Genomic DNA, 18887 nt, shown 5'->3' on the forward strand with positions numbered 1-18887 from the left:
CGGTCGATGATTCTCGCAGACGCAGCTTCGCTTTCCGACCCACCAGGCGCGTTGCGCGCGGGTAAAATCGCGCACCCACGCGCGCGAGCGCGGGTAACCCGGTCGGAGGTCGGCCTGACCAGCCAATAGACTCGGCAGGTCCCAAATCCGAAAAACCGACCCACGGGGGTTGACGAGGTGCCCAGCATCTCCCGCGACGAGGTCGCGCACCTGGCCCGCTTGGCGAGGCTCGCCGTCACCGACGACGAGCTGGACCTGTTCGCCGGCCAGCTCGACGTGATCCTGCAGTCGGTGGCCACGGTGGGCGACATCGCCACCGCGGACATCCCGCCCACTTCGCACGCCGTTCCGCTGACCAACGTGTTCCGCGAGGACGTGGTGCGTCCCAGCCTCGGTCAGCAGCAGGCGCTCGCGGGCGCCCCCGCCGCCGAGGACGGACGCTTCCGCGTGCCCCGCATCCTGGGGGAGGAAGCATGACCGCCGACGTTATCTTCCGCGCGGAGGCGGAATCATGAACAGTCTGATCCGCAGCACCGCCGCCGAGCTCGCGGCCAAGATCGCGAGCCGCGAGGTCTCCGCGGTGGAGGTCGCCCAGGCGCACCTCGACCGGATCGCCGAGGTCGACGGCGCGGTCAACGCGTTCCTGCACGTCGACACCGAGGGCGCGCTCGAGGCCGCCCGCAAGGTCGACGACGACATCGCCGCCGGCGCGCACGTCGGTCCGCTGGCGGGCGTGCCGATCGCGCTCAAGGACGTGCTCACCACCGAGGGCGTGCCGACCACGGTCGGCTCGAAGATCCTCGAAGGCTGGGTCCCGCCCTACGACGCCACGGTCACGCGCAGGCTGAAGGAAGCCGGCGTGGTGATCCTCGGCAAGACCAACATGGACGAGTTCGCGATGGGCTCCTCCACCGAGAACTCCGCGTACGGCCCGACCCGCAACCCGTGGGACCTGGACCGCATCCCGGGTGGCTCGGGCGGCGGCTCGGCGGCGGCGCTGGCCGCGTTCCAGGCGCCGCTGTCGATCGGCACGGACACCGGCGGCTCGATCCGCCAGCCCGGCGCGGTCACCGGCACGGTCGGCGTGAAGCCCACCTACGGCGGTGTGTCCCGGTACGGGCTGGTGGCGTTCTCGTCCTCGCTGGACCAGGCCGGGCCGTGCGCCCGCACGGTGCTGGACGCGGCCCTGCTGCACGAGGTCATCGCCGGGTACGACCCGATGGACTCCACCTCGATCAACGCACCCGTCCCGCCCGTGGTGGCCGCCGCGCGCGAGGGCGCGAACGGCGACCTGTCCGGCGTGCGCGTCGGCGTGGTCACGCAGTTCAGCGGCGAGGGCTACCAGCCCGGCGTGCTGCGCAGCTTCGAGGCGGCCGTGGCGCAGCTCAAGCAGCTCGGCGCGGAGGTCGTCGAGGTCTCGTGCCCGAGCTTCGACTACGCGCTGCCCGCGTACTACCTGATCGCGCCGAGCGAGGCGTCGTCCAACCTGGCCCGCTTCGACGCGATGCGCTACGGCATCCGCGTGGGCGACGACGGCACCCGCAGCGCCGAGGAGGTCATGTCGCTGACCCGCGAGGCCGGTTTCGGCCCCGAGGTGAAGCGGCGCATCATGATCGGCACGTACGCGCTGTCGTCGGGCTACTACGACGCCTACTACGGCTCGGCGCAGAAGGTGCGCACGCTGATCAGCCGCGACTTCGAGGCCGCGTTCGCCACCGTGGACGTGCTGGTCTCGCCGACCACGCCGACCACCGCGTTCCCGATCGGCGAGCGCACCGGCGACCCGATGGCGATGTACAAGGCCGACCTGTGCACGATCCCGGCGAACCTGGCCGGCAACGCCGCGATGAGCGTCCCGAGCGGACTGTCCGACGAGGACGGCCTGCCGGTGGGCCTGCAGATCATGGCGCCCGCGTTGCAGGACCACCGGATGTACCGGGTGGCGGCGGCGTACGAGGTGGCTCGGGACGCGGCGCTGGGCGCGACGGTGATCAGCGGCGTGCCGCAGTTGGCGGGTGTGCGGTGAAGCGGGCCCGTACGGTGCTGGCCCTCGTCGGCGCCGCGGGCGCGGCGACCAGCGCGTTCTCCACGTTGAAGGCGGCTCGCGGCAAGAACGACAAGCTCGCCCTGGCCAACGCGGCGGCGAGCATCCTGGTGGCGATCACGGGCGCGGCGCTGGCCGTGCGGGGTCTGCGGAAGGACGGGAAGGCATGACGTCGGTGCACGAGCTGATGGACTACGCCGAGGTCATCGAGCGCTTCGACCCGGTGCTGGGGTTGGAGGTGCACGTCGAGCTGCACACCAACACCAAGATGTTCTGCGGCTGCGCGAACGTCTTCGGCGGCGAGCCGAACACGCAGGTCTGCCCGGTCTGCCTGGGCATGCCCGGCGCGCTGCCCGCGGTCAACGGCACGGCGGTGGAGTCGGCGATCCGGATCGGGCTGGCGCTCAACTGCGAGATCGCCGAGTGGTGCCGGTTCGCCCGGAAGAACTACTTCTACCCGGACATGCCGAAGAACTTCCAGACCTCGCAGTACGACGAGCCGATCGCGTTCAACGGCTTCCTGGACGTGACGCTGGACGACGGCTCGCTGTTCCGGGTCGAGATCGAGCGCGCGCACATGGAGGAGGACACCGGCAAGTCGCTGCACGTCGGCGGCTCGGACGGCCGCATCCACGGCGCGGAGCACTCGCTGCTGGACTACAACCGCGCCGGCGTGCCGCTGATCGAGATCGTCACCAAGCCGATCACGGGCACCGGCGAGCGCGCGCCCGAGGTGGCGCGCGCCTACGTCACCGCGTTGCGCGACCTGTTGAAGGCGCTCGACGTGTCGGACGTGCGGATGGACCAGGGTTCGCTGCGCTGCGACGCGAACGTGTCGCTGATGGCCAAGGACGCGACCGAGTTCGGCACGCGCACCGAGACCAAGAACGTGAACTCGCTGCGCAGCGTCGAGCGGGCGGTGCGGTTCGAGATGACCCGCCAGGCGGCGCTGCTGGCGGCCGGCGGCACGATCACGCAGGAGACCAGGCACTTCGACGAGTCGACGGGGTCCACCTCGTCGGGCCGCACGAAGGAGACCGCGGAGGACTACCGGTACTTCCCGGAGCCCGACCTGGTGCCCATCGCGCCCTCGCGCGAGTGGGTGGAGGAGCTGCGCGGCACGCTGCCGGAGCTGCCGTGGGAGCGCCGCAAGCGCGTGCAGCAGGAGTGGTCGCTGACCGACGCCGAGCTGCGCGACCTGGTCAACGCGGGCGCGGTGGACCTGGTGGCGGCCACGGTGGAGGCGGGCGCGACGCCCGCCGAGGCCCGGTCGTGGTGGGTGGCCTACCTGACCAAGGAGGCCAACGCCCGCGGCGTCGAGCTGGCCGAGCTCGGCATCACGCCGGCGCAGATCGCGCGGGTCATCGCGCTGGTGAACGCCGGTGAGCTGACCAACAAGCTCGCGCGCGAGGTCGTCACGGGCGTGCTGGACGGCGAGGGCGAGCCCGAGGCCGTCGTCGAGGCGCGCGGCCTGAAGGTCGTCTCGGACGACTCCGCGCTGGAGAAGGCGGTGGACGAGGCGCTGGCGGCGCAGCCGGACGTGGCGGCGAAGATCCGCGACGGCAAGGTGGCGGCGGCCGGCGCCATCGTCGGCGCGGTGATGAAGGCGACGAAGGGTCAGGCGGACGCGAAGCGCGTGCGCGAGCTGATCATCGCCCGCTGTTCGTAGGGGCCGGTTCGGCGGTGGGGCGGTGTCGCGGTCGCGGCGCCGCCCCACCGCCGTTTTCGCGTCCGCGGGGGATGGGTCCACGCGGGAGCGGTCCATTCGGGATTCGTCCTACTCGGACACTGTTCGTCACCATTTCGGGACGGCCCGTGTCCGAACCGGAAATGACCCGGGTGTGATTCCACGTCGGACGGACCGGGTGGACGCGCCTTATTGCGGACCCTGGGTGCCTGCAGCCTGTTAACACATTCCTCCATTCGAGTGGTAACACTTTCCGAACGGCCCCTCCCGTGCTGGTCAGCGAAGCTCAAGATCGACACGTTGGTCGCTCTCGGTAAATTTCCACCTCCCCAGGTGCGTCCATCTGTGTAAGGCTTGGGCCGTTCGGCAGGGCCGGGGGGCCACCGAAACGACCTGGATCAGCCGCCGAGGATCCCCCGATCAGGGGGTCCCGTTGTAGGGGAGGCAACGTCATGACCCGCACTGACCCGAAGCTCGTCGCCGAGATCGACGCCATCGAGGGCGACGTCGTCGACGGGGCCGTCGACACCGATCAGAGCACCACGGACCTGGTCGACATCGGTGGGCTGGAGCCGACCGGCGGCCCGTACAAGCCGACCACCGACGACCCCGAGGTCGAGCGGCTCGTCAAGCCGATGGGCGGCCCCTACAAGCCGACCGGTGACCCGGAGACGAACGGTGGCCCGTACAAGCCGACCACCGACGAGCCGGCGGCCGTCACCCAGACGAAGTAATACGGGTCGCCGACAATCACGGTGACGTCACGCTGAATGCCGCCGGCCACAGGTCGGCGGCATTCCTCTGCCGCTTGTGATCTCATATGAGCGTGCCTGGCGAAACGCGTGGCTCCTCCGGACCGGATCACGCCGTCAGACGGGCCCGGCAGTTGCACCGCCGCGCGCTGGACGCGGCCACCGCCGACCGCCACCCGTCCGCCATCCGGCAGATGCGGAGGGGTCTGGCGCTGCTGGAGGCGCCCGGGATCGACCCCCAGGAACGCCTCGAGGTCCGCACCCGGCTGCTCAACACGCTGGCGTTCTGCCTGGCCGAGACGGGCAAGGTCGACGACGGCCTCACCCAGCTCGCCGGCGTCGACGCCGAGCTCGCCGGGCTGCGGGACGAGGAGCTGCGCGCCCACCTGTCGACCCTGGTCAACCTCAACCGCGCGGCCCTGCTGTGCCGGGTCGGCCGCATCGACGAGGGCATCGCCCAGCTCGACCGCGAGATCGAGCGCAGCGCACGGCGCCTGCCCGAGCACGCCGACCCCGAAGCCGTCGACCTGCTCGCGCTGGCCCTGTCCAACCGGGGCAACGCGCACGGCGAGGTGCACCGCTACGACAAGGCCGCCCGCGACCTCGACCGCGCGGTCGAGCTCGCCGACGCGCACGGCCTGCCCCTGCGCGCCGCGATCGCCAAGCACGCGCTGGGCAACGCCGTGCAGCGCGCCGGCGACATCCCGGCCGCCCTGCGCCACTACCACGAGGCCAACCGGGCGTTCCAGGACCTCGAACCCGGCCTGCTGCTGCGCCTGCGCATCGACCAGGCCGAGGCGATGATCAGCGTCGGCCTGGCCGACGAGGCGGGCCGGCTGCTGGACGAGGTGCTGCCGGAGCTGCGCCGCCAGCGCATCGGGCAGGACGTCGCCGAGGCCGAGCTGTTCCGCGCGGCGGCGGCGTTGCAGGACGGGGACCTCGTCCTGGCCCGGCGGATGGCGACCTCGGCGCAGCGCAAGCTGGTCCGGCGCGGCAGCCCGGCGTGGGCGGCGGTGGCGGGGCTGATCGCGTTGCGGGTGGACGTGGTCCGCGCGCTCGGCTCCCGGCGCCCGGTCGCCGGGGTGGTGCGCCGGGCGGTCGAGCTGTCCGCCGAGCTGTCCGCGTTGAAGCTGCACGACCAGTCGGCGTTCGCGCTGGTGCTGGCCGCACGGCTGGAGATCCGGCGCGGCGACCCGGACCGCGGCGCCGACCTGCTGCGCAGCGTGCCCAAGACGCGCCGGATCACGCCGATCGACCACCGGATGCTGCTGCGGCTGTGCCGGGCGGAGCTGGCGCTGGCCCGCGGCAACCAGCGGGTGGCGCTGGCGCAGGCCAAGGCGGGGCTGGCCGAGCTGGGCCGGATGCGGGACCGGCTCGGCGGGCTGGAGCTGGTGTCCGGCACCGCCGTGCACGGCCGTGAGCTGGGCGAACTCGCCGTGCGCCTGGTGCTGGGCGGCACGGACTCGGCGGCCAACGCCAAGCGCCTTTTCACCTGGCTGGAGCGCACCAGGGCGCAGCTGTACCGGTACGACCCGGCCGTGTCCACTGTGGACTCCGAGCTGGGCGAGCGGATCGCCGAGGTGCGCACGCTGAGCCGGGCCCTGCTGCGGGCCCGGCTGGACGGCCTGCCGACCGGTGAGCTGGAGTCGCGGCTCAAGGCGAGCCAGCGCGCCGCCACCCGGATGGGCTGGAGCGCCAGCCCGTGGGGCACGCCGCGCCCCGTCGTCACGCCCGAGGAGGTGCTGTCCCGGCTGGACGGGCGGGCGATGGTGAGCTTCGCGGTGTCCGGCGACGAGCTGATCGCCGTGGTGTTCGCGGGCGCCCGCGTGCGCATGGTGCGCCTCGGGTCGGCCGCCGACGCCACCGAGGGCGCGCGCCGCCTGCACGCCGACCTCAACGCGCTCGCGCCCGACCACCTGCCGCCGCCGTTGGTCGAGGTCATCTCGGCGTCCGCGCGCCGTGAGGCGGAGAAGCTGGACCGGCTGCTGCTCGGCCCGCTGGCGCCGATGATCGGCGACCGGTCGCTGGTCGTGGTGCCGACCGGCGCGCTGTACGTGGTGCCGTGGGGCGTGCTGCCCACCTGCGTGAACCGGCCGACGACGGCGGTCCCGTCGGCCACCGCGTGGGTGTCGGCGATCCGCCAGGAGCGAGACCACGTCGAGGGCGTGCTGCTGGTGCGCGGTCCCGGCTTGCAGGCCGCGCAGGGCGAGATCGACCGGCTCGCGGGCTACCACGGCGACGCGAAGCTGCTCGGCGTCGACGAGGCCAAGGTCGGCGCGGTGCTGGAGGCGTTGGACGGGGTCGAGCTGGCGCACATCGCCGCGCACGGCGAGCACGAGCCGGAGAACGCGCTGTTCTCCCGGCTGGAGCTGGTGGACGGCGCGATGTTCGCGCACGAGGTCGGCCGGGTGCGCCGCCCGCCGCACCAGGTCGTGCTGGCCGCGTGCGAGCTGGCGCTCAACCGGGTGCGGCCCGGCGACGAGCCGCTCGGGTTCGCGGGCGCGTTGCTGGCAGGCGGCGCGCGGACGGTGATCGCCGCGTCCAGCCGGGTCGGCGACCAGCCCTCGGCGGCGGCGATGGCCGACTTCCACCGCAACCTCGCGGGCGGCGCGTCGCCCGCGGTCGCGCTGGCCGAGGCGGTCGCGGTCGACCCGCTGCGTCGCCCGTTCGTGTGCCTCGGTTCGGGGTAGCGCGGCTGACCAGCCATTCGACCGGTTGACCTGGATCACCCGCACCCACTAGTCAGGGTGGAGGAGTTCCTCGGCGATCACCCCTAGGGGGCCCGGTGCGCTGGTTGACGCTCACGGTGCTGTTGCTGGCCACGATGACCACCCCCGCGACCGCCGCGCCCGATGCCGGCCGGGCGCACGAGCCGGGCAACGGGCCCGAGCGCAACCAGGTCGCCGCCGTCGACCCGCCGCTGCACGCCACCGCGCGCGGCGACAACCGGCCCGACGCCAACCCCGGCTACCCGCGCCGCACGCTGCTCCGCGCGTACCCGGAGGACCAGGCCGACCGGGCGATCAAGCTGGGCCTCGCGCCGTACCACGCGCTCGCGCCGCGCCTCAACGACCTGCAACGGCGCAGCGACCGGGTGTCCGTCGAGGTCGTCGGCCGCTCCACGCTGGGCCGCGACCTCTACCTGGTCACGCTCACCGCGCCGGAGACGCCGGCGGAGACCCGAAGGCAGGACGCGTGGCGCGACCGGATCGAGAACGACCCGACCCGCGCCGCCCGCGACATCTTCCTCCGCACCGGCTACAAGGCCCCGGTGTGGATCAACGCCAACATCCACGGCGACGAGTGGGAGGGCACCGACGGCGCGCTGCGCGTGATCGAGGACCTCGCCTCCGACCCGGCCGCCGGTGACTTCCTGCGCCGCCACCGGGTCTACGTGAACCTGACCGCGAACCCGGACGGCCGGGTGGCCGGCACGCGCGCCAACGCGACCGGGTTCGACCTCAACCGCGACTTCGTCACCTCGTCGCAGCCGGAGTCGCGGGCGATGCGGGACGTCGTCAAGCGCATCCAGCCCCTGCTGGTGCTCGACGAGCACGGCTACGTGGCCAACACGCTGATCGAGCCGACCACGCCGCCGCACGGCCAGAACTACGACTTCGACCTCTACATCGGGCACGGCTACGCGGGCGGCCTGCGGATGGAGGACGCGGTCCAGGCGCTCGGCCACCCCGAGGCGGCCTCGCCGGAGATCCCGTTCCGCGACTACGAGCCGGGCGTGTGGGACGGCTGGGCGCCGATCTACACCGCGCAGTACTCGATGTACCACGGCGCGGTGTCCTACACGATCGAGATCCCCATGCGCGTGAACCGGGGCGACTACACGACACAGCCGGTGACGGAGTTGCGGCGGCGTTCCGCCATCAACACCGACGTCGTCGAGGCGACGATCCGCAGCGCGCTCACGTACGTGAACGAACACCGGTCCGCCATGGTGGACAACCAGATCGAGATGTTCCGCCGCGGCCTGGCGGGCGAGCCGCAGCGGGCCGTGCCGGACGGCTTCGTGCCCGGCTTCGGCCCCGAAGACCGCTACACCACGGAGTTCCCGCGCGGGTACGTCATACCGGTGGGTGACGGGCAGCGGTCCGGGCAGGCCGCCGCACGGCTGGTCGACCACCTGGTGGCGCACGACGTCCGGGTGAAGCGCGCCGACCGACCGTTCACGCTGGGTGAGCGCTCCTACCCGGCCGGGTCCTACGTGGTGGACCTGCACCAGCCGAAACGGGCGCTGGCGAACGTGATGCTGGAGGCGGGCCGGGACATCTCCGCCACCGTGCCGGTCATGTACGACATCAGCGGCTGGAGCCACCGGCTGCTGTGGGGCGCGTCGGTGGACGTCGTGCGGGACGGGCCGCTGGACGTGCGCGGGCGGGAGGTGTCGGCGGCGTCGCCCTCGGGCTCGCTGCGGGCGCCCGAGGGCAGCGACCTGGCGCTCGTGCTGGCCGACGGCAAGGACGTGGCGGCGGTGAACGACCTGCTCGCGCGGGGTGTCGGGCTGCGCAGGCAGGACGACGGCACGATCGTGGTGCCCGCGTCGGCGCGGTCGGCGGCCGAGGAGGTGTCGGACCGGTACGGGGCGCGGTTCACGGCGGCGGCGCCGGGCGGTGCGCCGCTGCGGCGTCCCGTGGTGGCGGGCGCGGTCGCGGCCGACGAGCTGAAGGCGTTGCGGGACATGGGCTTCGACATCCGGCCGGTGTCGACGGCGGTGCTGGAGCAGGGGTTCGACCTGTCCGGTGTCGACGTGCTGCTCGTGTCGTCGGGGTTGCGGTACGACCAGCTCGGCGCACCGGCCAGGGCGGCGGTGGACGGGTTCCTGGCGCGCGGCGGCGTGGTGACGCGCGGCGCGACGGGTGTGCGGTTCAACGCCGACGCCGGGGTGCTGCCGGTGCGCGCGGTCGCGGGCCGGGAGGACGCGAACGGCGTCGTCTCGGTGGTGGACGAGGCGGGCGCGGTGGGCCACTCGTTCGTCTACGCGCCGTACTGGTTCACCGACCTCGGGGCGGGCGTGAGCGCGCGGCAGCGGTACCAGGGGCTCGTCGCCGGGCACTGGGCGGCCCGCCCGGACGGCTCGGGGGGCAGCCGTGACGCGGCCGGGCAGGCGGCGGTCGTCGCGGGCACGTCGCCGCGGGGCGCGCGGGCGGTGCTGTTCGGCACCGAACCGCTGTTCCGCGACCACCCGAAGGGCCTGTACGCGCAGGTGGCGGACGCCATCTACCGCACCACGGCCCCCTGACCGCGCTGCGACACCTGACCCGCGCTGCGACACCGGACCGGACCGCGACACCCGACCGGACCGCGACACGCCACCGCACCGCGAGGCCCGGACGTCAGTCCTTGCCGCCGACGGGGCCGCCCTGGCGCACGATGATCACCACGCGGTCGTCGCTGGAGACCGGCGCGCCGCCCTGGTTCTTGTTCACCGTGCCGGCCAGCGCGGTCGTGTCGTCCAGCATCAGCAGCGGACCGAGGCGGCCGAAGCCGTCCTCGCCGTGCATGCTCGCCTCGGGCTTGCCGGTGAAGCTGCCGTCCGGGTTCATCGGCAGGTTGAGCACGCCCAGGGTGGCGCTCGCGGCCACCATCACGGCGTTCGAGAACGACGCGCAGCCGGCGACGCCCGGGCGCTCGGGCCACGACCACGCCGGGTCGCCCAGCGCCTTGCCCGGCTCGACCCGGTACAGCAGGTCGGCGGTCGCGCCCGCGTCGGTCACCCACGCCTTCGTGCCGTCGCCGGACACGCACAGCCCGCCGGGCGACTTCAGGCCGCTCGCCAGCACCCGCGAGCCCGCCGTCGGGTTGCCGCGCGCGGGCTGGCCCGTGGCGTCGATCCGCAGCACCTTCCCGGCCAGCGAGTTCGGGTCGGCCGCCGCACCGGGGTTGCCCGCGTTGCCCGTGGCCACCAGCAACGCGCCGGTGCGGTCGTAGGCGAGCACGCCCCGGTTGCCGGTCGGGCCCTTCGGGATGCCGGTCAGCACGGGCTTGGGCACGTCGCCCGGCGCGATCCGCAGCACCCGGTTGTCGGTCGCGGTGGTCACGTACACGAAGACCAGCTGGTCCTCGGCGTACGTCGGCGACAGCGTGAGCCCGGTGAGCCCGCCGTCGCCCGCCGCGTCCACCTCGAGCTTCGCCACCTCGACCGGGTCGACGTCCTTGGTCACCTTGAGCAGCCGCCCGGTGGTGCGCTCGGTGGCCAGCGCCGTCACCGCGCCGGTGGTCTGGTTGACGTCGGTCAGCGCCACGCCGGAGATCGGGTTCAGGCACGTGCCGACCACGGCGGGGTTGAAGTCCTTGCAGCCCTGCGGCGGTGGCACGGGCGTCGGCTGCTGACCGGGCTGCTGGCCGCCGACGGGACCCTTCGGCAGCTCGCCGGGCAGCTCGGGCACCGGCCCGGCCTGCGGCGTCAACTGCTGGGCCGCGCTCCACCCCGCCGGTCCCGGCTGCTCGGGGAAGCTCGCGCAGCCCGCGGCCAGCAGGCCGAGGGCCGAACCGATCAGCACTCCACGCAGTCGCGACACGAGACCCAGGTTAAGCGCGTGGCCGTGAACGCGAGGTGAGCGGCCCTTCCACGTCCTCGTGCACGGCCCGGCGCACGGCGTCGGCCCGGTCGAGCAGGAGCTCCAGCTCCTCCGCCACCACCCGCGGGTCCTCCAGCGGGAGGAAGTGCGTGTTCGGCAGCACCCGCACCCTGGCCTGCGGCAGGGCGGCGACGGGGCCGAGCACGCCGTCGGCCGAGGCCAGGAAGTCGTACCGGCCCGCCAGCACCGTTGTGGGGCACGTCACGCCGGTCAGGTCGAGCCGGGGCGTGCGGCCCAGCGCCAGCGCGAGGGTGAGGTACCAGCCCCAGTCGTGCCGGAGGTAGCGGCGCAGCGACCCGAGCAGCGGCCCGCCGACGTCCGGCACCGGCACGCGGTGCAGCACGGCGTCCAGCAGGGGCGCGGCGGCCTTCAACGCCGTCAGCCCGCCCACGCCGAGCAGCCGCCGCACCGGCTCCGGCACGCCGGGGATGCCGAACACGCTCGCGAACGTGTCGCCCGGCGCGCCCGTGACCAGCAGCAGGCCGCTCACCCGGTCCGGGTGCCGCAACGCCAGCGCGGCGGCCACCGTCACGCCCATCGACCAGCCCATCACCACGCACCGCTCGACGCCGCCGTCGTCCAGCACAGCCAGCGCGTCGGCGACGTGGTCGGCCAGCTCGACGCGGGACGGGTCGGCCGGCCGGTCCGAGTCGAGGGTGCCGCGGTGGTACCAGCCGTGCACGCGGGCCGACGGCAGCTCCGGCCACGCCGTCGGCACGGCGCCGAGGCCGTGGCTGAGCAGCACGTCCGGCCCGTCCGCGTCGGTGCGCCACAACCTGATCCGCGTGCCGTCCGCGGAGAAGACGTCGTGCTCCCGCATGGCGGCAAGTGTGCCGTAACGTGCGGTCCCGTGAGCCTCACCGTGCTGGTCCCCGACGACCTGGGTGTCCGCGTGCTGTCCGACGTGGAGGGTGTGCGGCCCGTCCGCTACGAGCCGGGGCAGCCGCTGCCCGCCGAGGCCGCCCACGCGGAGGTCCTGGTGCCGAAGTTCCTGCTGGGCACGGACCCGCGCGACGTGTTCGGCCAGCTGCCGGCGCTGAAGCTGGTGCAGCTGCTGTCGGCGGGCGCCGAGCGGTTCATCGGCGTCGTACCCGATGGTGTGATGCTGTCGACGTGCCGCGGCGCGCACGGCGGCAGCACGGCGGAGTGGGCGATCGGCGCGCTGCTCGCGATCTACCGGGACTTCCCGGTGTTCGAGCGGGCCAGGCAGGAACGCCGCTGGGACTACCACCTCACGGAGACGTTGCAGGGCAAGGAGGTGCTCGTGGTCGGCGCGGGCGACCTCGGCGAGCAGTTCCGGCGCAGGCTGGAGCCGTTCGACGCGACCGCGACCCTGGTCGGCCGCACCGCCCGGCCCGGCGTGCACGGCGTGGACGAGCTGCCCGACCTGCTCGGCCGGTTCGACGCGGTGCTGGTCGTGGTGCCGCTGACCGAGGAGACCACCGGGATGGTGGACGCGAAGTTCCTCTCCCGGATGAAGGACGGCGCGATCCTGGTCAACGCGGCGCGCGGCGCGGTGGTCGACACCGGCGCGTTGATGGCCGAGCTGTCCTCGGGGCGGCTGCGCGCGGCGCTGGACGTGACCGACCCGGAGCCGCTGCCGTCGGACCATCCACTGTGGACCGCGCCGGGCCTGTTCCTCACGCCGCACGTGGCCGGCAGCTGCACGGGCCACGCCGAGCGCGCGTACGCCGTGGTGGCCGCCGAGGTCGACCGGTTCGCCCGCGGCGAGCGGCCGCGGAACCTGGTCAAGGGCGACTATTAGCCCATTCGGGTGAATTCGGTCGGCTGAAAGGACGCTCGCGGACGTCGTCCGAACCTCCTAACGTGCGGGTGCGTGGCTACTCACGACGACCGCTCGAGGACATCTGGCGGCTACTCCGACGACGGGTTCTACTCGACGAGTGGCGTTGGCGGAGGAGTTCACCACTTCGACGACGGCACGCGGACGATCGACGGCGACGCGTTCGGCAAGGACACCAAGGGCTTCGACGCCTCCGGCTACACGCCGATCGCGGACTTGGAGGACAAGCCCGCTTCCCACTACGACACGTTCGAGGACGAGGACGAGCGCAAGCAGTTCGGCTGGAGCGCCAGTGCCGACATCGGCCTGCTGGTGCTGCGGCTGGCGCTGGGCGGCGCGTTCGTCATGCACGGCCTGCAGAAGGTGTTCGGCCTGTTCGGCGGGCCGGGCATCGACGGGTTCGCCCAGTACCTCCAGTCCACCGGGTTCCGCGAGGCCCGGATCCTGGCCTGGGTCACCGGCATCACCGAGCTCGGCGGTGGTGCCCTGCTCATCTTCGGCCTGTTCACGCCGCTCGCGGCGGCCGGTGTGCTCGGCGTGATGGCGAACGTCATCGCCCTGAAGTACCGGGGCGGCTTCTTCGCGCCCAACGGCGTCGAGCTGGAGGCGGTGTACGCGGCGATGGCGTTCGCGACGCTGTTCGCCGGCCCCGGCCGGGCCGCCCTGGACTACAACCGCAGCTGGTTCCGCCACCCGCTGCTGTCCGGTTTCATCTGCCTGGTGATCGCGGCCGGCGCCACCGCGGCCACGCTCTACGTCTTCCGGTAGTGGACCAGCGGGTCGTGGTGGCGGGCTTGCAGCTCGCGCTCGTGGTGGTCGGGGTGCCGGTGGTCTACCTGGTCGCGTTCCCGATCGGCCTCACCGCGCGCTCGCTGCTGCCGCCCGTCGGGTTGCTCGCGGGCCTGGTCGTGGGCGGGTTGGTGGCCACCAGGGCGCGAAGACCCGTCGTCGGGCCGCTGGCCGGGTGGGCGGTGTTCCTCGCCGCCCTGGCCGCGGTCCGGCTGCTCGGCTAGGCCGTCGACCAGCGAAAACCCGGCCGGTGAAGGATGTCCGGCCGGGTTTTCCCGCACCTACTTGTTCACGTCCCGCACCGCGCCCGTGGATGCGTCCGTCGCCATCCGGGCGTAGGCGCGCAGCGCCGCGGTCACCGGGCGGACCCGGTCGACCGGCTGCCACGGCCGCTCCGACGCCTCCACCTTGGCCCGCCGCTCGGCCAGCGTGGTCTCGTCCACCAGCAGCTCCAGCCGCCGCTCGTGAACGTCGATCAGGATCCGGTCGCCGTCCTGGACCAGGCCGATCACGCCGCCGCCCGCCGCCTCCGGCGAGACGTGGCCGATCGCCAGGCCCGACGTGCCGCCGGAGAACCGGCCGTCGGTGATCAACGCGCACCTGCGGCCGAGGCCCGCGCCCTTCAGGAACGCGGTCGGGTGCAGCATCTCCTGCATGCCCGGCCCGCCCGCGGGGCCCTCGTAGCGGACCACGAGCACGTCACCGGGCTGGATCTCCTTCTTCAGGATCGCCGAGACGGCCTCCTCCTGGGACTCGACCACCCGCGCCGGCCCCTCGAAGTGCCACAGCTCCTCGTCGATGCCCGCCGCCTTGATGATCGCGCCGCGCTCGGCCAGGTTGCCCCGCAGCACGGCCAGGCCGCCGTCCTTGGTGTACGCGTGCTCGACGTCGCGGATGCAGCCGCCCGCGGCGTCCGTGTCCAGCTTCGACCACCGGTTGGACGTGGAGAACGCCTGCGTCGTGCGCACACCGCCCGGCGCCGCGTGGAACAGCTCGACGGCCCGCGGCGACGGCGACGGGGCCCGCACGTCCCACTCGCCCAGCCACGACGCCAGGTCCGGGCTGTGCACGGTGTGCACGTCCTCGTTGAGCAGGCCGGCCCGCCACAGCTCGCCGAGCAGGGCCGGGATGCCGCCCGCCCGGTGCACGTCCTCCATGTGGTAGTCCGAGTTCGGCGACACCTTCGACAGGCACGGCACGCGGCGGCTCAGCGCGTCGATGTCGGCCAGCGTGAAGTCGATCTCGCCCTCGCGCGCGGCGGCGAGGATGTGCAGCACGGTGTTCGTGGAGCCGCCCATCGCCATGTCCAGCGCCATGGCGTTCTCGAACGCCTTGCGGTTCGCGATCGAGCGCGGCAGCACCGACTCGTCGTCCTGCTCGTAGTACCGCTTGCACAGCTCCACGACCGTGCGGCCGGCCTCGGCGAACAGCTCGCGGCGCGCGGCGTGCGTGGCCAGCGTGGAGCCGTTGCCCGGCAGCGCGAGGCCCAGCGCCTCGGTGAGGCAGTTCATCGAGTTCGCGGTGAACATGCCCGAGCACGAGCCGCAGGTCGGGCACGCCGACCGCTCGACCTCGGCCAACCCGGCCTCGTCCACGTCCGGCGAGGCGGACGCGGAGATCGCGGTGATCAGGTCGGTCGGCGCGACGGCGACGCCGTCCACCACGACCGCCTTGCCCGCCTCCATCGGCCCGCCCGAGACGAACACCACGGGGATGTCGAGCCGCATCGCCGCGTTGAGCATCCCGGGCGTGATCTTGTCGCAGTTGGAGATGCACACGATCGCGTCGGCCTGGTGCGCGTTGACCATGTACTCGACGGAGTCGGCGATGATCTCCCGCGACGGCAGGGAGTAGAGCATCCCGCCGTGGCCCATCGCGATGCCGTCGTCGACCGCGATGGTGTGGAACTCGCGCGGCACCCCGCCGGCCTCGCGGATCGCCTCGGCCACGATGTCCCCGAGGTCGCGCAGGTGCACGTGCCCCGGCACGAACTGCGTGTAGGAGTTGGCGATGGCCACGATCGGCTTGCCGAAATCGCTGTCGGTCATGCCGGTCGCGCGCCACAGCGCGCGTGCGCCCGCGGCGTTGCGGCCGTGGGTGGTGGTGCGGGAACGGAGCGGTGGCACGGCTCCTCCAGAGGTCTTTGCCAAGAAGAGAATCGCGAACGACGCGCGCGGGGTGTGGGGCGCGGAAAGCGGGAGCGGTGCCTCAGAGATTACTCCGCCGCAACGCCCCGACGACCAGCACGGCGGCGAGCGCGAGCGTGATGACGTGCACAGCCGTGCACCACAGGCAGATCTTCCCGATCAGCAGGAACTCGGCGGCCACCAGGTACACCACGAACAGCACGCCGACGCCGACGGACACCAGCCGCGCCCAGTGCAGCGCCTCGTTGCGCCAGGCGAACGGCAGGCAGGCCACGGTCATGAACGCGAAGAACACCAGGCCCAGCACCGCGACCGGGATGCCGAGCAGCTCCGACTGCTCGCTGGTGGTCACCGTGCCGCAGTCGATCACCTCGCCCTCGGCGCACAGCAGCGCGCCCGCGCTGAAGTGCGCGACCGTGAGGTAGGCCGAGACCGCGAGCCCCGCCAGCGACAGCACCAGGCTGAGGACGGGCACCCACTGTGTGCGAGAACTCACCCGTCGGACTTTACGGGCGGCGGCGTTTCGTCCTGGTCAGGCCCGGCGGGCTCCTCCTCGGCCGCCGCGGCCTCTGGCACGGCCGTCGGATCGGCCACCCGACCGCCGCTGACCTGCGACAACACCGGCAGGTGCGCGGCGCGCACGGCGGGCAGCCGGACGAGCGAGCCGTCCGCGAGCACCGCCGACAACCACCCCTTCGGGACCACCTTGATCGCCTTCACGTCCGACCACGGCACCTCGCGCGCGCCGAACGTGCCGCGCGCCACGATCCGCTCGCCGTCCACGGTCGTCCGGTTGCGCAGCACCCACCACGCGAACGCCGCCGGCAGCAGGTAGAGGACCTGGAGACCCGGCACGCCCCACGCGACGGGCGTCGCGCAGATGGCCGCGGACCCGGCCGCGAGCAGGGCCGGTGTGGGGATGCGGAACACGACTTTCGGCACGAATCGAGATGCTGCCACCCATCGTCCGAGCGGGTGACTCCGGCCCGCGTCCACGCACGTGCGGGCTTCCACCATCCGGGAGTGCCGTCCCGCACAGTTGACGCTCCACCTCCTTGACGGTTAACGTCAGCCCCATGCAGCGCAACCTCGTTCTCGTACTTCCCAGGCGCGTCGACGCCTAGGCATTCGAGCTTGCGTCGACGCGCGACCCTCGTGCGACCCGTTCGGGTTGGCGAGGGTTTTTTCGTGCCCGGACCGTGCATTCTCCTTACCCACGAGGCAGACAGATGACCAGCGCAACCTCGCGACCGGCTCCCGGAGAGTCGTCGTCGCCCCGCCCTGGACCGCGGCCGAAACCGGCCCCGCCGAGCGGCGCTCCCATCCGCGTGACCGGTGCCCAGTCCCTCGTCCGCTCGCTGGAGGCAGTGGGCTGCGAAGTGGTCTTCGGCATTCCCGGCGGCACGATCCTGCCTGCCTACGACCCCCTCCTCGACTCCACCAAGGTGCGCCACATCCTGGTCCGCCACGAGCAGGGCGCGGGCCACGCCGCCACCGGGTACGCCCAGGCCACCGGCAAGGTCGGCGTCTGCATGGCGACCTCGGGGCCGGGTGCGACGAACCTCGTCACGCCCCTCGCGGACGCCAACATGGACTCCGTCCCGGTGGTCGCCATCACCGGCCAGCAGTCCCGCCCGCTGATCGGCACCGACGCGTTCCAGGAAGCCGACATCTGCGGCATCACGATGCCGATCACCAAGCACAACTTCCTCGTCACCGACGCCGCGGACATCCCGCGCGCCATCGCCGAGGCGTTCCACCTGGCCGCCACCGGCCGACCCGGCCCCGTCCTGGTGGACATCCCCAAGGACGTGCTGCAGGAGATGACCTCGTTCTCCTGGCCGCCGGAGCTGCGCCTGCCCGGTTACCGGCCGACGACCCGGCCGCACGGCAAGCAGGTGCGCGAGGCCGCGAAGCTGATCGCCGCGGCCCGTCGCCCCGTCCTGTACGTCGGCGGCGGCGTGATCAAGGCCGAGGCGTCGGCCGAGCTGCTGGAGCTGGCCGAGTCCACCGGCATCCCGGTGGTGACCACGCTGATGGCGCGCGGCGCGTTCCCCGACTCGCACCCGCAGCACATGGGCATGCCCGGCATGCACGGCACGGTCGGCGCGGTCGCCGCGATGCAGAAGTCGGACCTGCTGATCGCGCTGGGCGCGCGGTTCGACGACCGGGTCACCGGCCAGCTGTCCACGTTCGCGCCGGACGCGCAGGTCGTGCACGCCGACATCGACCCGGCCGAGATCTCGAAGAACCGCCGCGCGGACGTGCCGATCGTGGGCGACTGCAAGGAGATCATCCGCGACCTGGTCGACGCGGTGCGCGCGGAGAAGGAGAACTCGGCCCGCACGGTCGACCTGGCGCCGTGGTGGGAGCAGCTCGACGCGCTGCGCGAGACGTTCCCGCTGGGCTACGACTGGCCCGAGGACGGCACGCTGTCCCCGCAGTTCGTGATCGAGCGGATCGGCCTGCTGACCCCGCCGGACACCCTGTTCACCGCGGGCGTCGGCCAGCACCAGATGTGGGCCGCGCAGTTCGTGAAGTACGAGCGCCCGCGCACGTGGATCAACTCCGGCGGCCTGGGCACGATGGGCTACGCGGTCCCCGCCGCGATGGGCGCGAAGGCCGGCGTGCCGGACGTCCAGGTGTGGGCGATCGACGGCGACGGCTGCTTCCAGATGACCAACCAGGAGCTGGCCACCTGCGCCATCGAGGGCATCCCGATCAAGGTCGCGGTCATCAACAACGGCAACCTGGGCATGGTCCGGCAGTGGCAGACGCTGTTCTACGGCGAGCGCTACTCCAGCACCGACCTGGGCACGCACAAGCACCGCATCCCCGACTTCAAGCTGCTCGCCGAGGCCTACGGCTGCGCCGGCCTGCGCGCGGAGTCGCGCGAGCAGGTCGACCCGGTCATCCAGCAGGCCATGGAGATCAACGACCGGCCGGTCGTCATCGACTTCGTGGTCGGCAAGGACGCCCAGGTGTGGCCCATGGTGGCCGCCGGCACCGGCAACAGCGAGATCATGGCCGCGCGTGGCATCCGCCCGCTGTTCGACGAGGACGAGTGACCC

General features: G+C 72.9%; 16 protein-coding genes. 11 read left to right on the forward strand and 5 right to left on the reverse strand.

The features are described 5' to 3' along the window. Positions 1 to 177: 177 nt before the first annotated feature. The 7 genes from gatC (at position 178) to AB0I91_RS15900 (ending at position 9737) form a co-directional block, all read left to right on the forward strand. The gene (gene gatC, locus AB0I91_RS15870; RefSeq protein WP_015104569.1) at positions 178 to 477 is read left to right on the forward strand and encodes an Asp-tRNA(Asn)/Glu-tRNA(Gln) amidotransferase subunit GatC; all 300 of its coding nucleotides are present in this window, start codon (positions 178 to 180) and stop codon (positions 475 to 477) included. Positions 478 to 511: 34 nt separating this feature from the next. Then, on the forward strand, positions 512 to 2026 hold the full coding sequence (gene gatA / locus AB0I91_RS15875; protein WP_498774845.1) for an Asp-tRNA(Asn)/Glu-tRNA(Gln) amidotransferase subunit GatA: 1515 nt from the start codon (positions 512 to 514) through the stop codon (positions 2024 to 2026). After that, a complete protein-coding gene (locus AB0I91_RS15880) occupies positions 2023 to 2214 on the forward strand; it encodes a hypothetical protein (protein ID WP_498774843.1) in 192 nt (63 codons plus the stop codon). Before gatA ends, AB0I91_RS15880 begins: the two co-directional genes overlap by 4 nt. Next, the gene (gene gatB, locus AB0I91_RS15885; protein WP_498774841.1) at positions 2211 to 3713 is read left to right on the forward strand and encodes an Asp-tRNA(Asn)/Glu-tRNA(Gln) amidotransferase subunit GatB; all 1503 of its coding nucleotides are present in this window, start codon (positions 2211 to 2213) and stop codon (positions 3711 to 3713) included. The genes AB0I91_RS15880 and gatB overlap by 4 nt, the downstream gene beginning before the upstream one ends. Before the next feature lie 470 nt (positions 3714 to 4183). Continuing rightward, entirely contained in the window at positions 4184 to 4465 is a 282-nt protein-coding gene (locus AB0I91_RS15890; RefSeq protein ID WP_499607018.1) for a hypothetical protein, read from the forward strand. Positions 4466 to 4677: 212 nt separating this feature from the next. Next, on the forward strand, positions 4678 to 7173 hold the full coding sequence (locus AB0I91_RS15895) for a CHAT domain-containing protein (protein ID WP_499637302.1): 2496 nt from the start codon (positions 4678 to 4680) through the stop codon (positions 7171 to 7173). Between the two features lie 95 nt (positions 7174 to 7268). After that, the gene (locus AB0I91_RS15900) at positions 7269 to 9737 is read left to right on the forward strand and encodes a M14 family zinc carboxypeptidase (RefSeq protein WP_498774835.1); all 2469 of its coding nucleotides are present in this window, start codon (positions 7269 to 7271) and stop codon (positions 9735 to 9737) included. A gap of 94 nt (positions 9738 to 9831) precedes the next feature. Here the strand turns inward: AB0I91_RS15900 and AB0I91_RS15905 are convergent, their stop codons facing one another. Next, on the reverse strand, positions 9832 to 11016 hold the full coding sequence (locus AB0I91_RS15905) for a PQQ-dependent sugar dehydrogenase (RefSeq protein ID WP_499637304.1): 1185 nt from the start codon (positions 11014 to 11016) through the stop codon (positions 9832 to 9834). A 10-nt stretch (positions 11017 to 11026) separates the two neighbouring features. Beyond that, entirely contained in the window at positions 11027 to 11896 is an 870-nt protein-coding gene (locus AB0I91_RS15910) for an alpha/beta fold hydrolase (RefSeq protein WP_499607010.1), read from the reverse strand. Between the two features lie 30 nt (positions 11897 to 11926). On the opposite strand from AB0I91_RS15910, the gene AB0I91_RS15915 reads away from it, so the two are divergent. The 3 genes from AB0I91_RS15915 to AB0I91_RS15925 all read left to right on the forward strand — a co-directional run bounded on the left by AB0I91_RS15915 (position 11927) and on the right by AB0I91_RS15925 (position 13893). Continuing rightward, on the forward strand, positions 11927 to 12841 hold the full coding sequence (locus AB0I91_RS15915) for a 2-hydroxyacid dehydrogenase (RefSeq protein ID WP_499607008.1): 915 nt from the start codon (positions 11927 to 11929) through the stop codon (positions 12839 to 12841). Between the two features lie 72 nt (positions 12842 to 12913). After that, positions 12914 to 13648 (forward strand): DoxX family protein, encoded by a 735-nt coding sequence (locus tag AB0I91_RS15920; protein ID WP_498774827.1) that lies wholly within the window; start codon positions 12914 to 12916, stop codon positions 13646 to 13648. Continuing rightward, positions 13648 to 13893, forward strand: a complete 246-nt coding sequence (locus AB0I91_RS15925) for a hypothetical protein (protein WP_498774825.1) — start codon at positions 13648 to 13650, stop codon at positions 13891 to 13893. The genes AB0I91_RS15920 and AB0I91_RS15925 overlap by 1 nt, the downstream gene beginning before the upstream one ends. Positions 13894 to 13950: 57 nt before the next feature. Here AB0I91_RS15925 and ilvD read toward each other — a convergent pair whose 3' ends face one another. The 3 genes from ilvD to AB0I91_RS15940 form a co-directional block, all read right to left on the reverse strand. Next, the gene (gene ilvD / locus AB0I91_RS15930; RefSeq protein WP_499637306.1) at positions 13951 to 15795 is read right to left on the reverse strand and encodes a dihydroxy-acid dehydratase; all 1845 of its coding nucleotides are present in this window, start codon (positions 15793 to 15795) and stop codon (positions 13951 to 13953) included. 82 nt (positions 15796 to 15877) lie between these two features. Next, positions 15878 to 16312: a vitamin K epoxide reductase family protein gene (locus tag AB0I91_RS15935; protein WP_499637308.1), complete on the reverse strand. Its 435-nt coding sequence runs from the start codon at positions 16310 to 16312 to the stop codon at positions 15878 to 15880. Then, positions 16309 to 16758: a PH domain-containing protein gene (locus AB0I91_RS15940; protein ID WP_499607002.1), complete on the reverse strand. Its 450-nt coding sequence runs from the start codon at positions 16756 to 16758 to the stop codon at positions 16309 to 16311. The genes AB0I91_RS15935 and AB0I91_RS15940 overlap by 4 nt, the downstream gene beginning before the upstream one ends. A gap of 287 nt (positions 16759 to 17045) precedes the next feature. On the opposite strand from AB0I91_RS15940, the gene AB0I91_RS15945 reads away from it, so the two are divergent. Beyond that, entirely contained in the window at positions 17046 to 18884 is a 1839-nt protein-coding gene (locus tag AB0I91_RS15945) for an acetolactate synthase large subunit (RefSeq protein ID WP_498774817.1), read from the forward strand. Positions 18885 to 18887 lie beyond the last annotated feature (3 nt).

The organism is Actinosynnema sp. NPDC049800 (assembly GCF_040656635.1).
Classification (GTDB): domain Bacteria; phylum Actinomycetota; class Actinomycetes; order Mycobacteriales; family Pseudonocardiaceae; genus Actinosynnema.

Coding starts and splice junctions, on each gene's coding strand:
- gatA (WP_498774845.1), top strand. CDS start 512: ATGAACAGTCTGATCCGCAGCACCGCCGCCGAGCTCGCGGCCAAGATC.
- gatB (WP_498774841.1), top strand. CDS start 2,211: ATGACGTCGGTGCACGAGCTGATGGACTACGCCGAGGTCATCGAGCGC.
- AB0I91_RS15890 (WP_499607018.1), top strand. CDS start 4,184: ATGACCCGCACTGACCCGAAGCTCGTCGCCGAGATCGACGCCATCGAG.
- AB0I91_RS15895 (WP_499637302.1), top strand. CDS start 4,678: ATGCGGAGGGGTCTGGCGCTGCTGGAGGCGCCCGGGATCGACCCCCAG.
- AB0I91_RS15910 (WP_499607010.1), bottom strand. CDS start 11,896: ATGCGGGAGCACGACGTCTTCTCCGCGGACGGCACGCGGATCAGGTTG.
- AB0I91_RS15945 (WP_498774817.1), top strand. CDS start 17,046: ATGACCAGCGCAACCTCGCGACCGGCTCCCGGAGAGTCGTCGTCGCCC.